Annotated in this window: 13 protein-coding genes; 6 read left to right on the plus strand and 7 right to left on the minus strand. The window is 37.6% G+C overall.

The window, feature by feature from the left end:
- Positions 1-116: 116 nt before the first annotated feature.
- The 3 genes from SJY23_RS06455 to SJY23_RS06465 are packed head-to-tail and all read right to left on the minus strand — an operon-like array spanning position 117 to position 2,920.
- A complete protein-coding gene (locus SJY23_RS06455; RefSeq protein ID WP_035334744.1) occupies positions 117-782 on the minus strand; it encodes a response regulator transcription factor in 666 nt (221 codons plus the stop codon).
- 11 nt (positions 783-793) lie between these two features.
- Positions 794-2,704: a tetratricopeptide repeat protein gene (locus tag SJY23_RS06460; RefSeq protein ID WP_396597896.1), complete on the minus strand. Its 1,911-nt coding sequence runs from the start codon at positions 2,702-2,704 to the stop codon at positions 794-796.
- A 45-nt stretch (positions 2,705-2,749) separates the two neighbouring features.
- Positions 2,750-2,920 carry a hypothetical protein gene (locus tag SJY23_RS06465; RefSeq protein WP_396597897.1) on the minus strand — a complete coding sequence of 57 codons (171 nt, stop codon included), beginning with the start codon at positions 2,918-2,920 and terminating at the stop codon, positions 2,750-2,752.
- A gap of 243 nt (positions 2,921-3,163) precedes the next feature.
- Between SJY23_RS06465 and SJY23_RS06470 the strand changes: the two genes are divergently transcribed.
- Positions 3,164-3,562: a hypothetical protein gene (locus SJY23_RS06470; protein ID WP_396597898.1), complete on the plus strand. Its 399-nt coding sequence runs from the start codon at positions 3,164-3,166 to the stop codon at positions 3,560-3,562.
- Here SJY23_RS06470 and dnaE read toward each other — a convergent pair whose 3' ends face one another.
- The 3 genes from dnaE to SJY23_RS06485 all read right to left on the minus strand — a co-directional run bounded on the left by dnaE (position 3,563) and on the right by SJY23_RS06485 (position 9,738).
- A complete protein-coding gene (gene dnaE, locus SJY23_RS06475) occupies positions 3,563-7,954 on the minus strand; it encodes a DNA polymerase III subunit alpha (protein WP_396597899.1) in 4,392 nt (1,463 codons plus the stop codon).
- Positions 7,955-8,099: 145 nt separating this feature from the next.
- Positions 8,100-8,546 carry a PA2169 family four-helix-bundle protein gene (locus SJY23_RS06480; RefSeq protein ID WP_035334740.1) on the minus strand — a complete coding sequence of 149 codons (447 nt, stop codon included), beginning with the start codon at positions 8,544-8,546 and terminating at the stop codon, positions 8,100-8,102.
- 379 nt (positions 8,547-8,925) lie between these two features.
- On the minus strand, positions 8,926-9,738 hold the full coding sequence (locus tag SJY23_RS06485; RefSeq protein ID WP_396597900.1) for a DUF6252 family protein: 813 nt from the start codon (positions 9,736-9,738) through the stop codon (positions 8,926-8,928).
- Positions 9,739-9,869: 131 nt separating this feature from the next.
- On the opposite strand from SJY23_RS06485, the gene SJY23_RS06490 reads away from it, so the two are divergent.
- The 4 genes from SJY23_RS06490 (at position 9,870) to SJY23_RS06505 (ending at position 13,144) form a co-directional block, all read left to right on the plus strand.
- The gene (locus SJY23_RS06490) at positions 9,870-10,385 is read left to right on the plus strand and encodes a 30S ribosomal protein S16 (protein ID WP_396597901.1); all 516 of its coding nucleotides are present in this window, start codon (positions 9,870-9,872) and stop codon (positions 10,383-10,385) included.
- A 179-nt stretch (positions 10,386-10,564) separates the two neighbouring features.
- A complete protein-coding gene (rimM, locus tag SJY23_RS06495; protein ID WP_396597902.1) occupies positions 10,565-11,089 on the plus strand; it encodes a ribosome maturation factor RimM in 525 nt (174 codons plus the stop codon).
- Positions 11,089-11,907 (plus strand): tRNA1(Val) (adenine(37)-N6)-methyltransferase, encoded by an 819-nt coding sequence (locus tag SJY23_RS06500; RefSeq protein ID WP_396597903.1) that lies wholly within the window; start codon positions 11,089-11,091, stop codon positions 11,905-11,907. The genes rimM and SJY23_RS06500 overlap by 1 nt, the downstream gene beginning before the upstream one ends.
- 58 nt (positions 11,908-11,965) lie before the next feature.
- Complete coding sequence (locus SJY23_RS06505; protein WP_396597904.1) at positions 11,966-13,144, plus strand: acyl-CoA dehydrogenase family protein; 1,179 nt, start codon at positions 11,966-11,968, stop codon at positions 13,142-13,144.
- Between the two features lie 77 nt (positions 13,145-13,221).
- Here SJY23_RS06505 and SJY23_RS06510 read toward each other — a convergent pair whose 3' ends face one another.
- A complete protein-coding gene (locus SJY23_RS06510) occupies positions 13,222-14,124 on the minus strand; it encodes a NifU family protein (RefSeq protein ID WP_035334734.1) in 903 nt (300 codons plus the stop codon).
- Positions 14,125-14,429: 305 nt separating this feature from the next.
- On the opposite strand from SJY23_RS06510, the gene SJY23_RS06515 reads away from it, so the two are divergent.
- A complete protein-coding gene (locus SJY23_RS06515; RefSeq protein ID WP_396597905.1) occupies positions 14,430-15,431 on the plus strand; it encodes a type IX secretion system membrane protein PorP/SprF in 1,002 nt (333 codons plus the stop codon).
- Positions 15,432-15,437: the final 6 nt, after the last annotated feature.

Here is a 15,437-nt window from a genome sequence, read left to right on the forward strand (position 1 = left end):
AGTTTCTTCAAAAAAATAATTTACAAGAACTTAATAAAGTATTATAAAGATAGGAGTGGATTGAGGTAAAATTTTACGTATTTCCTTTATTTACGTGTTTTTATTTGAAATTTATTTCAAATTAGACGTAAATCAGCTAGTAGTCGTATGAGATGTATGGTCGTTTTTGCGCCAAACTCTGTACGTAATTCGCGCAGTCGCTTCTCAATACTACTTCTACTATAGGGTTTGATATTTTTAGATTTGAAATAGTGCTGTATTTCATCTTGTGTTGCACCATCTGCTAGTAGACTCAATAATTCGATATCGTAGTTGTTAAGTTCTACTAGATTTTTTTGCTTAACATTATCTGCAAGATGTTGAGAGATGTATTTCTCGCCTTTTGCGACTTGTTCTATTGCTTCTTTGAGATTTTCTAGACCTCGTCTATCTTTACATACATAACCATCTAGTAAACCCGATTTCCAGATACTATCAAAGCGTTGAGGATGATCTTCCATGGTGTAAACGATTACTTTAATAGTGGGGTCTACTTCTTTTAATGCTCTAAAAAGATGCTCTCCAGAGGTAAGGCGCTCTTTTCGATATGACTCTTTAAAAGAAAGATCTGTTATTAAAAGATCAAAGGGAGCATTATCTTGAATTGCCATTTTGAACTCTAAAAAAGCCTCATCACAGTATTCGACGTGTACGATTTCTGGTATCTTGAGTTGTTTGAGAATAGAAGAGACTCCTAGTTTAATATTATCTATGTCTTCCGCTGCTAGTATTTTTTTAAACATGTTGCCGTAAATTAAATTGGAATGGATAATTCTGCTCTAAAACCTTCATCTACTGCAGATTCAAATTGTATGTGTCCTCCTAAGCTTTTGATTCGATTTTGTGTATTTAATAAACCGCTGCCGCGATTACCTTTGGATAGTGATACTCCTTTACCGTTATCACTGTAATTTATTTCCAAGAGTTTATCTGCAGTTTTAAAAACAAGTGCAACAAGTGAAGCTTTACTGTGCTTTCTCATATTTGTCATTAACTCTTGTAGTACTCTGTAAATCTCAATTTTTACTTCTGGTTTAACAACGTTCCAGTCTATAGATTCAAGGCCTCTCAATATGAGTTTGCGTTCTGATGAGGTGTATGTTTGTAAATTCATTGCAAGCTCTGTTGGAAAGTTCCCATCTGTTTGTATAGGTTTTGTGTCTCTTGAAAGATCTCTACTTAGTTTGTAAATATCTTCAAGCCTATCTGCTACTGCTGGAGAATAGGCTTCATTTTCAACCTCATTCATAACTAAGTATATTTCGTTTGCTAGCTCATCATGAAGTTTTTTTGCAATGCGCTTTTCTGTTTCATAACGGTCTAGTAGTCGCTGTTTTTTTGATCGCTCACGTTGGTACAATATAAATATGACAGCAATTACTACAAGAGTTCCTATGCCTGCAAGGGCCCAGTTTATCTTTCTGCGTGCTATATCTTCTCGCAGTTGTGAGGCTGTAATTTGTTCTAAGGCTCTACTCTCTCGTTCTTCAGCTTTTTCTACATCGTAACGCAGTTTTGCAAACTCAAACTTAGCATTATTTTGAGCTTTAGTCAGCGAATCAGATAAAGAAGTATATTCTTCAAAAAGTACATTGGATTCTCTAGTTACAGGTATTAAATAGTCCAAGGCCTTTATAACAGCTTCTGTATTTTTAGCTTTAGAAGAAATATTATAAGCTTGCTGGGCGTGATATGCAGTTTTTTTAGTGTTTTCTAATGTCATGTAAGCCTCAGCAAGATGTATGTGGCTTGCATATGCTCCAGGTATGTCATTTATATCACTTCTCAATGATAAAGCTTCTTCTAGTAAAAATATGGCGTCTTTATGCCCAGCCCGAGATTTTGCAAAGCCATAATTATCTTTTAGTCTATATAATGTTTTAAGTGACAGGCTGTCTTTATAAGCAAGACCTACTTCTAGTTGCTGTATAGCGCCATCATTATCACCAGATTTTAGAAGGGTAATGGCATAATTATTAATAAGTGAAGCCTTGCTGCTTGTGTTATTTGCAATTTGTAATGCCTTCCTATGATATCGTATAGCTTCTTGCCACAAGCCACGCTCTCTATATACTCTACCTAAAATGTCATAAAACCAAGAAATTTGAGAAAGATCTTTTAATGCATCACTGTAATCAAGAGCATTTACGATAGTATATTCTGCTCCGTCTATATCCCCCAGACTGGCTTGTATGTAGCTTGCCTTTTTTGAAATACGTATAACCTGTAAGCTATCGTTTATCTCACTATAAGATTCTATTGCCCGTACATAGTTAGAAAAAGCATCGGATGAGTTTTTCTTTTTTTGAAAGAAGTCTCCTGTTTGAAAATAGGCTTTGCCAATAAATCTTTTGTTTTTTAACCGTCTAGCTTCATATAATAGCTTTTTGCTTTGGGTTATAGCTTGGTCGTATTGATCGTCGTAGTAATACAAATCACATCTATAGTCTAGCTGACCAAGATATACAGAGTCTGATACTTGTTTTGCCCAGTAAATGGCTTTTTCATTTGCAATCAGTCTATCGTCGTAAGAATTTTTCTTTTGGCGACTTAACTTTTTGTAGTACAGTAAACTATCCTCAGCTTTATTTTTTTGAGGTGGTAAGGCGCTGTAAACAGTAAAGCTATACAGTAAAAAGAGGGATGACAGAACAAGCTGTTTCATCCCTCTAAGATACGAATAAGGAAAAAATATTAAGATGCAGATAGTCTAATTACTCTCGTCTCCTTCATCTTCTCCTTTTTTTTCTTCCTCATTGTTGTCATCCTCTCCCCAAGTGCTTTCTATGCGATCACTTTCTTCGATAACGGTGTCTGGGGTACAGGCAGTAAATGTAACTCCAATAAATAAAAATGCTAAAATGTAAGTTGTTGCTTTCATAATTTAAATGGTTTAGGGTTGAATTTCATGTAAGAAAAATCATACTCAACAAATAAAAATAGCCCGTTTTACGGATTTCCTTTATGGAGCTAAGTGCTATTTATCGTTCTTTGTGTACTGATTATCTTTTAGATACGTAAATATCTAGCTTATTAAGAGCGCTAGATGGAAAACCGATGGAAAATACTTTCCAGTCCTTAATAGAAAAAATGTAGGAATGATTTAGAAACAAAAACGACCATTATGATGTTTAGAAAAATTGTTTTGTCCGCTTTCGCGAAAGCGCAAACAGAAACCCCCGGAAACACAAAAACACAATGGGCAGATCACCTAGCAAATAGTCTCTGGTGTGAGTTTAATTACCAAATTTCAAGAAGAACACTTCTCAATTACTATAATAATTATATAGAAGATGCAGAAGCTAAAGAATTATCGCCTAATGCGAGGATGATAGAAAAGCTTTGCAAATACCTAGGTTACCCAAATTATGGAGCATTCATTTTGCATCAGGCTAGTATACAGAGTGTAAAAAGTAACGAGCATTCACAAAAATTCACCTACACACTAGAGACAGATAGTTACATGGAAGAAGTAACTATCTTAGTGCGAAGGAAGTTGTTTAATCCTCGTAATGTGGCGTAGCTAGTTTAATTTATAGTGAACACTGTTCTCTTCTAAGGTGTCTAGAAGTTCTTGACAAATTCTTACTTTCATGCGTTTACTAGGCATTTTTACAAAGAGTTTTTCAAGTGGTTCAAATACTTGAAAGTGGAGCTTTGCATCGCCTACATGGATATCAAGAATATTCTTTATTTCTTCTATGCGGGCTTCCGCAACCTCGTTGATGTCAATATTTATGGTGAGTTTCTTTGCGTTTGTTTCCATCACATCCTGCAATTGCTGGATACTATTAAACTGCGTTCTTGGATCACCTTTTCTACCTGTTTCTCTGTTTGTAAACCCATCCTTAATAAACACTTTTGCATGTATAAAGCTATTAGGGATCAAAAAGTGACGCATCTTGAGATACTCCTCTCCAAACATTCTAAACTCAAAGGAATCTGTAAAATCTTCAACAGTAAAAGCTGCCCATCCTTTTCCATTTTTTGATACGCGATGTTGTACGTCAGATATTACGCCACCAAAGGTGAGCTCTCTATTCACGTAGGCCTCCATCTGGTGGAAATTAGATACCGTTGCATTACAAAATGTTTCCATTTCTGTCTTAAAATCATCTAGCGGATGGCCAGAGATATATACTCCCACAACCTCCTTCTCGCGTTTGAGTTTTTCCATAGTTCCCCATTCTTCACATGGTGGAACTTCTGGTTCTGGTATTTGGACTTCGCTAGACTCTCCAAAGAGACTTACCTGTGAGCTGTTTTCATTTTCTTGATAACGAGCACCATATTTTACGGCTTTTTCTAAGAAAGTAATACCATCTCCGTCATGATTAAAAAATTGAGCGCGATGAGTATCACCATCTAGTTCATCAAAACCTCCAGCAAGAGCCAGGCTTTCAAAAGCTTTCTTATTTGCAGCACGTAGGTCTACACGACGAGCAAAGTCAAAAACAGATTTGTATTTTCCCTCTTTTCTATTTTCTACAATAGTGGCAACAGCTCCTGTACCTACGCCTTTTACCGCACCCATACCAAAACGTACAGCGCCATTATCATTTACCGTAAATTTTCTAAAAGATTCATTTACATCTGGCCCTAGTACTTCTAGTCCCATACGTTTTGCCTCTTCCATAAAGAATGTTACTTGCTTTATGTCATTCATGTTGTTAGACAGTACAGCAGCAAGATACTCTGCTGGGTAGTGTGCTTTTAAATATGCTGTTTGGTAAGCAATCCATGCGTAACATGTAGAGTGTGACTTGTTAAATGCATATGCGGCAAATGCTTCCCAGTCTTTCCAGATTTTCTCTAGTTTTTCTGGGTCATGTCCTTTGGCAGAAGCCTGCTCTATAAACTTAGGCTTCATTTTATCAAGAACGGCAATTTGCTTTTTACCCATTGCCTTACGAAGTACATCGGCCTCACCTTTTGTAAAATCTGCAAGCTTTTGAGAAAGAAGCATTACTTGCTCTTGGTAGACAGTAATACCGTACGTTTCCTTAAGGTATTCTTCCATGGCTGGAAGGTCATATTCTATCTCTTCTTCTCCGTGTTTTCTTCTTACGAATGACGGTATGTATTCCATCGGTCCAGGGCGATACAAGGCATTCATTGCAATAAGATCTTCAAACACGGTAGGTTTGAGCGATTGCATGTGCTTTTGCATTCCTGGAGATTCATACTGAAATATCCCTACGGTATCACCGCGCTGGAATAACTCATACGTTTTTTCGTCATCAAGGGGGAAGTTCTCTGGGTCGAGATCTATATCATGACGATACTTAACAAGCTTAACAGTATCTTTTATAAGTGTAAGGGTCTTCAGACCCAAGAAATCCATTTTAAGCAGCCCAGCTTCCTCTACTACAGAGTTATCAAATTGGGTTACGTAAAGATCAGAATCTTTGGCTAGTGCGACAGGTACAAAGTTTGTAATGTCACTAGGTGTGATAATCACACCACAAGCATGTATTCCTGTATTACGTACAGATCCTTCTAACTGTCTTGCTTGACGTAGCATTTGCCCTTCCAGGTTGTCTTGAGTTTCTATATTTATAAGCTCTTGTACCTTAGGCAAATCATCAGATCTAAAAGAACTACGCAACTCTGCATCTGTCTTACCAAAGATCTTGCGCAGCTTACTCATAGTAGGTATGAGCTTTGCAATACGGTCTGCATCTCCTAGTGATAGGTCTAATGCTCTAGAGGTGTCACGTATAGAAGACTTTGCAGCCATTGTACCGTAAGTGATGATTTGTGCTACTTGATTTGCACCATACTTATCAATTACATATTGCATTACACGCCCGCGACCTTCATCATCAAAGTCAATATCAATATCGGGCATACTTACACGATCCGGATTTAAGAAACGCTCAAAAAGCAAATCATACTTCATCGGGTCTATGTTTGTAATCCATAAACAGTATGCTGCAACAGATCCCGCTGCAGATCCACGTCCGGGACCTACCGAAACGTCCATGTTACGAGCTTCTCTTATAAAGTCTTCTACAATCAAGAAGTATCCTGGGTAGCCTGTTTTTTCAATTACATCTAGCTCAAAATCCAAGCGTTCTATAACTTCTTCAGAGAGATCCTGTCCGTATCGTTTTTTTGCTCCTTCGTAAACAAGATGTTTTAAGAAAGCATTTTCACCGCGTTTTCCACCATCTATGGCATCTTCTGGAGATACAAATTCTTGTGGTATGTCAAATGCTGGAAGTAATACATCTCTTGCTAGTTCGTAAGGTTCAATTTTATCAACAACCTCTTGTACATTTAAGATAGCTTCTGGCACATCTGCAAAAAGCGTTTTCATCTCATCTGCACTCTTAAAGTAGTATTCGTCGTTTGGTAAACCAAAACGATATCCTCTACCTCGACCTTTTGGTGTGGCTACTTTCTCACCATCTTTTACACAAAGTAAAACATCATGCGCATCTGCATCAGACTTGTCTATGTAAAATGTGTTATTAGATGCGATAAGTTTTACGTCATGCTTTCGCGAAAGCGTAATTAAAACAGGCATCACGCGATCTTCATCTTCTTGCCCGTGACGCATCAATTCGACATAGAGATCGTCACCAAATTGTTCTTTCCACCAAATAAGAGCTTCCTCGGCTTGTTTTTCTCCTACATTAAGAATCTTACTGGGCACTTCACCATATAAATTTCCCGTTAGTACAATGAGATCTTCTTTGTATTGCTCAATTACTTGTTTGTCTATTCTGGGAACGTAATAAAACCCATCTGTATAGGCTATAGAGGCCATTTTACAAAGATTTTGATATCCGTTTTTGTTTTTGGCCAAAATGACAATTTGATATCCGTTGTCTTTCTGACTTTTGTTTTTGTGGTCAACACACACATTAAATTCACAGCCTATGATGGCTTTAAGCGGCACATGTTCTTCTGCTTCTCCTGCTGCTGTGAGTTTTGCGTTTTCCGCTTTCGCGAAAGCGTTATGACTTTTTACCGCTTTTGTAAAGTGAAAAGCACCCATCATATTTCCCATATCTGTCATAGCAACAGCGGGCATTTTGTGTAGTGTGGCAGCTTTTACAATATCTTGAACGCTTGCGGTAGATTGTAATATGGAGAATTGTGAGTGGTTATGAAGGTGAGCAAACTTTACATCAGAAAGTTGTTCTTTATTTTCTTCTATTTCTGCCTTAGAAATCTCTGGGGTATCATCTTGGGCAGCTAGTGCTTGGGCAATTTTTGCCGAAGCCTTTTTGAGATTTATGTGTTTGAGTCCAATGAACTCAATAGGCTGTGGATTAGATTGAGAGAATCTATCAAAATAATCTGGTGCAACATCAAGTTCTTCTTTTGTGTAAACACGCTGGCGTATAAGTTCTAAAAAGCAACGAGTAGTTGCCTCCACATCTGCCGTGGCATTGTGCGCCTCGCCAAAACCTTCGCCAAAAAGATGATTGTGAAGCTCTGTAAGCGTAGGTAGTTTAAACTTGCCACCACGTCCTCCAGGTAGCTGGCATAGAGTGGCGGTCTTTTCTGTACAGGTATCTAGTACGGGTAGTTCTTGAAGGTTATTACCTACATTGAGTCTGTGGAACTCGGCACCCATAATATTAGTATCAAAGCCCACATTCTGACCTACAACATACTTTGATTTTGAAAGTGCAATATTAAATTTTGAGAGTACTTCAGAGAGTTCAATCCCATCTCTTTCGGCAAGTGCTGTAGAGATACCGTGTATGCGCTCTGCATCATAAGGAATGTCAAATCCATCTGGCTTGATAAGATAATCCTGATGCTCTATGACGTTCCCCATTTCATCATGCAACTGCCAGGCGATCTGTATCGCTCTAGGCCAGTTATCTGAGTCTGTAAGTGGAGCATTCCAGTTTTTAGGAAGTCCGGTGGTTTCGGTATCAAAAATAAGGTACATAGGCGTAGAAAAAGTGGATATGAAAAGTACTACATTTTAGTGCTTTTTACATGAAATTACAGCTATGAGTTATCAACTTTTATGCACAAAAAAAATCCAGCCATTATGGCTGGATTTTTAATTTTATCTGGCGTGCTTAATGTGCTTATGCCCACTCTTCTAAAGTCTTTACTTCATTCAATGCATTCTGGATGCTATTGCGTTGTTTTTCTAATACATTCCTTGTAGAACTTGGAAGTGATGTCTCTGCGAGTACTTCATTATATGCTTCTACTGATGCTTTCTCTCCACGAATAGCTTCTTCTAGTGTTGACTCATCATCATCTGTAGAGAATGCTGTTTTTACGTCCATCCATGCTCTGTGCATATCTGCTTGGAAACTTGTTCCCTTATCTACTTCTTGTCCAAAACTTCTTACCTCTTCTTTAATTTCATGCCCAAAGTTGTATCTGTCTTGTGCACGGTTCTGAAAAAAGTTTTTTAAGCCAGTATTTTTTACATTTTCTGCTGCTTTCTTGTAGCCAGCCTCTGCATCATATGACTTCGTTAATAGGTTGTTTAATTTATCTGCTACTTCTTCTGTATAATTCATAATGTCTGTTTTTGTTGTTAGTATTGGTGTAAAGATATGGGCTTAAAACACTATACATAAAGGGTTTAACTACCTTTAACCCAAAGTGATTATAATTGGCTTCTTTTAACGTAAAAGGATGTTAATTGTCTTAATAGTATGATAAGACGGGAGGCAATGGAAGATAGTACTGGTAAAACAGAGCGGTTAAAAGTCAATAAACAACTTTTCTGGACAGATCAAGTATCTTAACCTAAGACAAGGGTAGTTGCTAGGTAATTGTGAGAACTACCTATTTGAGAATGTCGTTTGCAAATTTTTTAAACGAGAAGTTAAGAGGTCAATGTTGATGCCTATAAACTTAGTGATGCAGTAAATGGGAAGTGTAATGTTAAGTTCACTAGTAATTAATGGTGAACGCACCATCAGTAATTGAAAAACCTTGCGCAGTCATAAAGTTAAATGTACCTACGGCTATGTTATTTTCTTGATCATTAGCAATTATCGTAATCTCACCAGATATGGCATTTGAGATTCCTGAAGGAGTGGTGTAAGCGGCAGAGAAGTCAGGATTTGAACCAATAGTGTATGTTCCAGGTGTGCTGTTTATAGGGAAGCTTATAGCTATATTGGTAGAAGATGTACGGCCTAGAACCGTGATAACATTACCAGAGATAATGTGATTAATGACTATAGAATTAAATACTGTTGTGTTAATGAGGGCTTGGAAATTATCATCTATATCTTCAATTTCTGGCTCAATTACTACCGGAGTCAGGATAGGTACTTTGAAGAAAACACCTTTACTAAATACTACAGTATCTGCAAATGACGGAGTAAAAGCTATAAATTTAAAATCACCAGAAACTGCGTTGTTACCGTTAAACGAAAAGTCTAATAGACCGCTAGCTTGGGATGATGCAGTAGTAAATACCTTTCCATCTTTATTAATATAGGTAGCAACACTAGGGTTGTTCTGACCGCCAAATGTAATTTGAGTTTGTGCTTGGTTTTGTATTTGAAAGCTTATAACTTCTGCACCACGTTCTCCGCGTATCAATAAATCTCCGTCTTCACCAAAAATTGCTCGACTATCTGGAATACGAAGTAATACAGTATCACGAACACCTTGAAATGTAGCTGTATTATCTTCTATAGTACTACAAGAAATAAATGTAACAATAGAGATGAGAGCAAACAGTAAATTACGCATAATAAAAAATCAATAATAGAGGGCAAAAGTACTTTATATTAAAGATATAACGTGATGAGTGCCAGAAAAATTATAGTATATTTGCACACTTATTTAAAAAACGGGGTCGGGTACCCCACAAATTAACTTTTATGTCAGTTAAAATTAGATTACAAAGACACGGTAAGAAAGGTAAACCTTTTTACTGGGTTGTAGCAGCAGATGCTCGCGCAAAGAGAGATGGTAAATACTTAGAAAAAATAGGTACTTACAATCCTAACAGTAACCCAGCAATCATCGACCTTGATGTTGATCTTGCTGTAACATGGTTACAAAACGGAGCGCAGCCTACAGAAACTGCAAAGCGTCTTCTTTCTTATAAAGGAGCAATGCTTAAAAATCACCTAGCTGGTGGTGTGCGTAAAGGTGCACTTACTGAAGAGCAAGCAGAAGAGAAATTTAATGCTTGGGTAGCGGAGAAAGCTAGTAAAGTAGAAGCTAAGAAAGGAAGTCTTTCTCAAGCAGAAGAAAAAGCAAAAGCAGAAGCTCTTGCAGCTGAAAAAGCTGTAAACGAGGCTCGTATCGCAGCAGCTCAACCAGAAGTGGTTGCAGACGCTGAAGATGCACCTGCAGAAGGTGAAGCAGTAGCTTCAGATTCTGAAGAGTAAAAAACTCGTGGAAGCAGTTATGCTTTCGCAACATTTTGAAAATGCCCTGATTTAATTATTGGGGCTTTTTTTATGGCTTAAATTTATTGCTGCTCTATTGAGGTCAAACGCGATGCTTGATATTGCTTATCAATTAACTTTTAAGACTTTTTATAAGATATCCCGTATTTTTACACCCTATGAAAAAAGAAGATTGTTTCTACCTCGGAAAAATAGTTAGAAAGTATAGTTTTAAAGGCGAACTTCTGGCTAAACTTGATACTGACGAACCAGAAATGTATGTAGACATGGACTCCGTGTTTATTGATTTTGGGCCTAGTCTGGTGCCTTATTTTGTAGAGACTTCACAGTTGCATAAATCCAGTTTGCTTCGTGTGAAATTTGAAGATATAGATACGGAAGAAGATGCAGATGATATGATAGGCGCAGGTTTATATTTGCCTCTAGATTTGCTTCCTGAGTTAAAGGGAGATCAATTTTACTTCCACGAGGTAGTAGGCTTTACTGCGGTAGACAAAGCTTTTGGTGAGATAGGTGCCATCACTTATGTAAATGATAGTAACACACAGGCTATTTTTGAGATAGATCGTGATGGCTCTCAAGTACTCATCCCTATGGTAGATGACTTTATCAAAAAGGTAGACCGCGAGAACAAGCAAATGCATTTCGAACTACCTGAAGGCTTGATAGATTTATACATATAATGTCATCAAAACCCTTTAAATTCAAACAGTTTACCATCGCTCAAGATCGCTGTGCGATGAAAATAGGCACAGATGGTGTCTTGCTAGGTGCTTGGACGTCTACAGAGGTTTACCCAGATAGTATACTTGATATAGGGACAGGCACAGGTGTGATTGCACTTATGCTTGCACAACGCTGCGATGCACAAACTATAGATGCCGTAGAGCTAGATGATAATGCCTATGAGCAGGCTACCGAAAATTTTGAAAACAGTGACTGGGGCGATCGTCTGTTTTGTTACCACGCACATTTATATGAGTTTGCGGCAGAGGTAGATGATGAGTATGACCTTATAGTTTGTAACCCGCCATTTTATACAGAAGATCTCACACAAGCCTCACAAGACGCATTAAAAGAAAAGTCGCAAAATGATGGTGCTGCCCAAGATGCAAGAGAGCAAGCAAGGTTTGAGTCTGCGATGCCTTTTGAATTACTTGTGGGAGCGGTGGCAAAGCTGCTTTCGCCAGAAGGTATATTTAATGTGATAATCCCTTATGAGCGTGAAGCGGATTTTATTTTGCTATGTTCTAGAGCACAACTTGTGCCTACAAGAATTACCAGAGTAAAAGGAACCCCAGACGCACCCGTAAAGCGCAGTCTAATGTCTTTCTCATTTGCTGTTCAAGGTGAAGAAGTGGTAGGTGGAGAAGACCGCTTTCGCGAAAGCGTAACCCCGCAAAGTCCCGCAGAGATAACAACGCTTATTATCGAAAAGTCACGTCACGATTATACGGATGCATATGTCTCACTGGTTAAAGACTTCTATATCAAAATGTAAGCTGGGTTTTGGGCATTGAAAACGTTTTCGCTACTTTTACGATGCAAAAAACTAAGCTATGAAACCAGATCTTTTTGAGGCTCCAGATTATTATAATCTAGACGACCTTCTTACCGAAGAACATAAATTAATACGTGATGCTGCCCGTGCTTGGGTAAAGCGTGACGTATCACCTATAATAGAGCAAGCAGCGCAAGACGCAAAGTTTCCAAAATCTATCATTCCAGGCCTAGCAGAAATAGGTGCTTTTGGACCATATATTCCTGAGCAATATGGCGGAGCTGGCTTAGATCAAATTTCTTACGGACTTATAATGCAAGAGATAGAGCGTGGTGACTCTGGCGTGCGATCTACTGCCTCTGTACAATCTTCACTAGTGATGTATCCTATATGGAAATACGGTTCTGAAGAGCAACGTAACAAGTTTTTACCAAAACTAGCCTCTGGTGAGTTTATGGGATCTTTTGGACTTACAGAACCAGATCACGGGTCTAATCCTAGTGGGATGGTCACAAACTTTAAAGATATGGGGGACCATTATCTTTTAAATGGGGCAAAACTTTGGATCTCAAATAGCCCATTTTGTGATGTGGCTGTTGTATGGGCAAAAAATGAAGAGGGACGTATACACGGTCTTATAGTAGAAAGAGGAATGGAAGGATTTTCTACTCCAGAGACTCACAATAAATGGTCACTTAGAGCAAGTGCAACAGGAGAGCTCATCTTTCAAGATGTAAAAGTGCCTAAAGAAAATTTATTGCCAAACAAATCTGGATTAGGAGCACCATTAGGTTGTCTTGATTCGGCACGTTATGGTATTGCTTGGGGAGCGATAGGGGCCGCAATGGACTGTTATGATACTGCATTGCGTTATGCAAAAGAGCGTATCCAGTTTGGGAAGCCTATTGCCGCATTCCAATTGCAGCAAAAGAAGCTGGCAGAAATGATTACAGAGATTACAAAGGCACAATTATTAGCTTTTAGACTAGGACAGCTCAAGAATGAAGATAGAGCTACGTCTGCACAAATATCTATGGCAAAGCGTAATAATGTTGAGATGGCTATAAAAATTGCTCGTGAGGCACGCCAGATGCTAGGTGGTATGGGTATTACAGGAGAGTATAGTATTATGCGCCATATGATGAACCTAGAGAGTGTAATTACTTATGAAGGTACACACGACATACACTTGCTTATAACAGGGCTTGATATTACAGGAGAGAATGCTTTTAAATAGTAAACGTTATTCTAACAGAAAAAGCCTCATTACATTTTTATGTAATGAGGCTTTTTTAATTTTGTGAGATTATAAATCTAGCCGTTAATAGCTTCTACCATATTAATCTTACCTGGTAGCATTTGCTTAAGCATATTTTCTATTCCGTTTTTAAGTGTAAACGTACTAGAAGGACAACCACTACAAGCTCCTTGAAGAATTACAGAAACATTTTGTGTTTTTGGATCATATCCCTTAAACATGATATTTCCACCGTCACTTGCAACTGCTGGTTTTACATACTCTTCAATAATGTTTACTATTTCCTTAGAGATATCATCGAGGCTCTCAAACTTTTCTTCGGCAATCGCTTCTGCTTGCTGTGGCGTTTTAAGTTGAGCCGCTGTTACAATTTCTTTTCCATCTTGAATGTAGTCACGTATAAACTCTCTAGTTTCAGTTACAACTTCATCCCACTCTGCAACATCATACTTTTGAACAGATATGTAGTTTTCATCAAAGAAAACTTCCTTTACATAAGGAAGGTGAAACAAAGCCTTTGCCATAGGAGCATTTGCCGTGTCATCTATACTTTTAAACTCAAAAGCTGTAGTAACCAGCTTTTTATTTGCTACAAACTTAAGTGTTGATGGGTTAGGTGTGGACTCGGCATAAACTGTTACCGGTATTTTCTTTGCGGCAACATCTTCTATGATAACAAGTCCATTATCGTTAAGATAATCTTCTATTTGATTTGCAACTTCTTGTTGAACATCAATCCACTCTACAATGTTGTACTTTTCTATAGCAACAAAGTTCTGAGTAATATATACTGTTTTTACAAATGGAAGATAAAACAACTGTTGAGCAAGCGGCGAATTTGCAGCTTCATCTATATTTTTAAATTCGTAGCTGTTATGATTAACTAGAAATTGATCTGCCTGAAATTTTTTAATAGCAGGGTTAGAAGTTCCTTCTACAGATATACTATATGTTGACATTGATAATTTTTTTACAAAGGTAGGGAAGATAGAGCGTACTTGGTATATAAAGTGCGGGTAATGGGTTTATAGATTTTTATTGTTAATGTACTTCATTATATAGCTAAAACACTAACAAATAATCGTTGCTATTAAAGGAATGTCTATTGTAGTTGGGTAGTTATATGGCGTGATGTATTGTAAAAAGTCCTATATTTGAGAGCTATGGAAGTATTGTCTTTTATAGATCTTACTCAAGTTAAAAGTATACAGTCGTATGGGGCAATAATCCTTCGATTTGTAGCCGTATAGAAAAAGAAAAGTCCATGAGTCTAAAGAAATCCTACTTTCTAATAGCGTTGTTTTTTACGCAGTTTGCCATAGCTCAAGAAGGTATTCCGGTATATCTTGATTATCTACAAGACAATTTGTATTTATTACATCCATCGATGGCAGGTGCTTCACAAACTACTAAATTGAGAGGAACAGCTCGCTCACAATGGGCCGGACTAGAAGATGCGCCAGCATTACAAACTATAAGTATTAATGGTCGCTTAGGAGATAATATAGGAGTAGGAGGGATATTATTTAACGATAGTAATGGTTACTTTTCTCAACAAGGAGCTTATGCAACTTTTGCATATCATTTATTATTAGGTAGAAATTACATAGATTTAAATCAATTGTCCTTTGGTATAAGTGCAGGTATAATTCAAGGAAAACTTGACGAAACTAGCTTTGATCTTACAGATTTTGACCCTATTATAGCTGGCATTGAGCAAAGCGATTCTTATGTAAACATTGACTTCGGAGTGTCTTATAACTTTTTAGACTTCTCTGCTCATTTTGCTGTAAAAAATGCTATTCCAGTAAAGCGAGACATCTTTAGTGAAGATTTTGAGTCTAGCAATCAACGACGCTATTTAATATCTATGGCTTATACAATCTCTCCTAATTTTTCTAATTGGAGTTTTGAGCCATCTGTGTTATTTCAAGCAACTGATACGACAGGCGAGTCTACTTTTGATGTAAACGGTAAGGCATATTACAAAACAGATTGGGGAAGACTATGGGGAGGACTTTCTTACAGGAGAACTTTTGATGGAGCAGAGTTTACCACAAACGGAGAATCTATTGAGTCTCAAAAGCTACAGTATGTAACACCATTTGTAGGTGGTATGTATGATCGTTTTATGATAGGATATACCTATTCATACCAAAGCAATTCAGTGGTGCTAACTAACGGAGGTTTTCATCAGATTACACTTGGTATCAACCTAGGTAAAAATAAAGAACCTTATGACTGTAACTGCCCTGCTATCAACTAGCATTCG

This window comes from Dokdonia sp. R86516 (genome assembly GCF_044596715.1).
Classification (GTDB): Bacteria; Bacteroidota; Bacteroidia; order Flavobacteriales; family Flavobacteriaceae; genus Dokdonia.

Bases quoted from the DNA above. Each gene is read 5' to 3' on its own strand.
- SJY23_RS06500 (WP_396597903.1), top strand. From the start codon at position 11,089: ATGTCATCAAAACCCTTTAAATTCAAACAGTTTACCATCGCTCAAGAT.
- rimM (WP_396597902.1), top strand. From the start codon at position 10,565: ATGAAAAAAGAAGATTGTTTCTACCTCGGAAAAATAGTTAGAAAGTAT.
- SJY23_RS06490 (WP_396597901.1), top strand. From the start codon at position 9,870: ATGTCAGTTAAAATTAGATTACAAAGACACGGTAAGAAAGGTAAACCT.
- SJY23_RS06460 (WP_396597896.1), bottom strand. From the start codon at position 2,704: ATGAAACAGCTTGTTCTGTCATCCCTCTTTTTACTGTATAGCTTTACT.
- SJY23_RS06465 (WP_396597897.1), bottom strand. From the start codon at position 2,920: ATGAAAGCAACAACTTACATTTTAGCATTTTTATTTATTGGAGTTACA.
- SJY23_RS06480 (WP_035334740.1), bottom strand. From the start codon at position 8,546: ATGAATTATACAGAAGAAGTAGCAGATAAATTAAACAACCTATTAACG.
- SJY23_RS06515 (WP_396597905.1), top strand. From the start codon at position 14,430: ATGAGTCTAAAGAAATCCTACTTTCTAATAGCGTTGTTTTTTACGCAG.
- SJY23_RS06505 (WP_396597904.1), top strand. From the start codon at position 11,966: ATGAAACCAGATCTTTTTGAGGCTCCAGATTATTATAATCTAGACGAC.
- SJY23_RS06455 (WP_035334744.1), bottom strand. From the start codon at position 782: ATGTTTAAAAAAATACTAGCAGCGGAAGACATAGATAATATTAAACTA.
- SJY23_RS06485 (WP_396597900.1), bottom strand. From the start codon at position 9,738: ATGCGTAATTTACTGTTTGCTCTCATCTCTATTGTTACATTTATTTCT.
- dnaE (WP_396597899.1), bottom strand. From the start codon at position 7,954: ATGTACCTTATTTTTGATACCGAAACCACCGGACTTCCTAAAAACTGG.
- SJY23_RS06470 (WP_396597898.1), top strand. From the start codon at position 3,164: ATGATGTTTAGAAAAATTGTTTTGTCCGCTTTCGCGAAAGCGCAAACA.
- SJY23_RS06510 (WP_035334734.1), bottom strand. From the start codon at position 14,124: ATGTCAACATATAGTATATCTGTAGAAGGAACTTCTAACCCTGCTATT.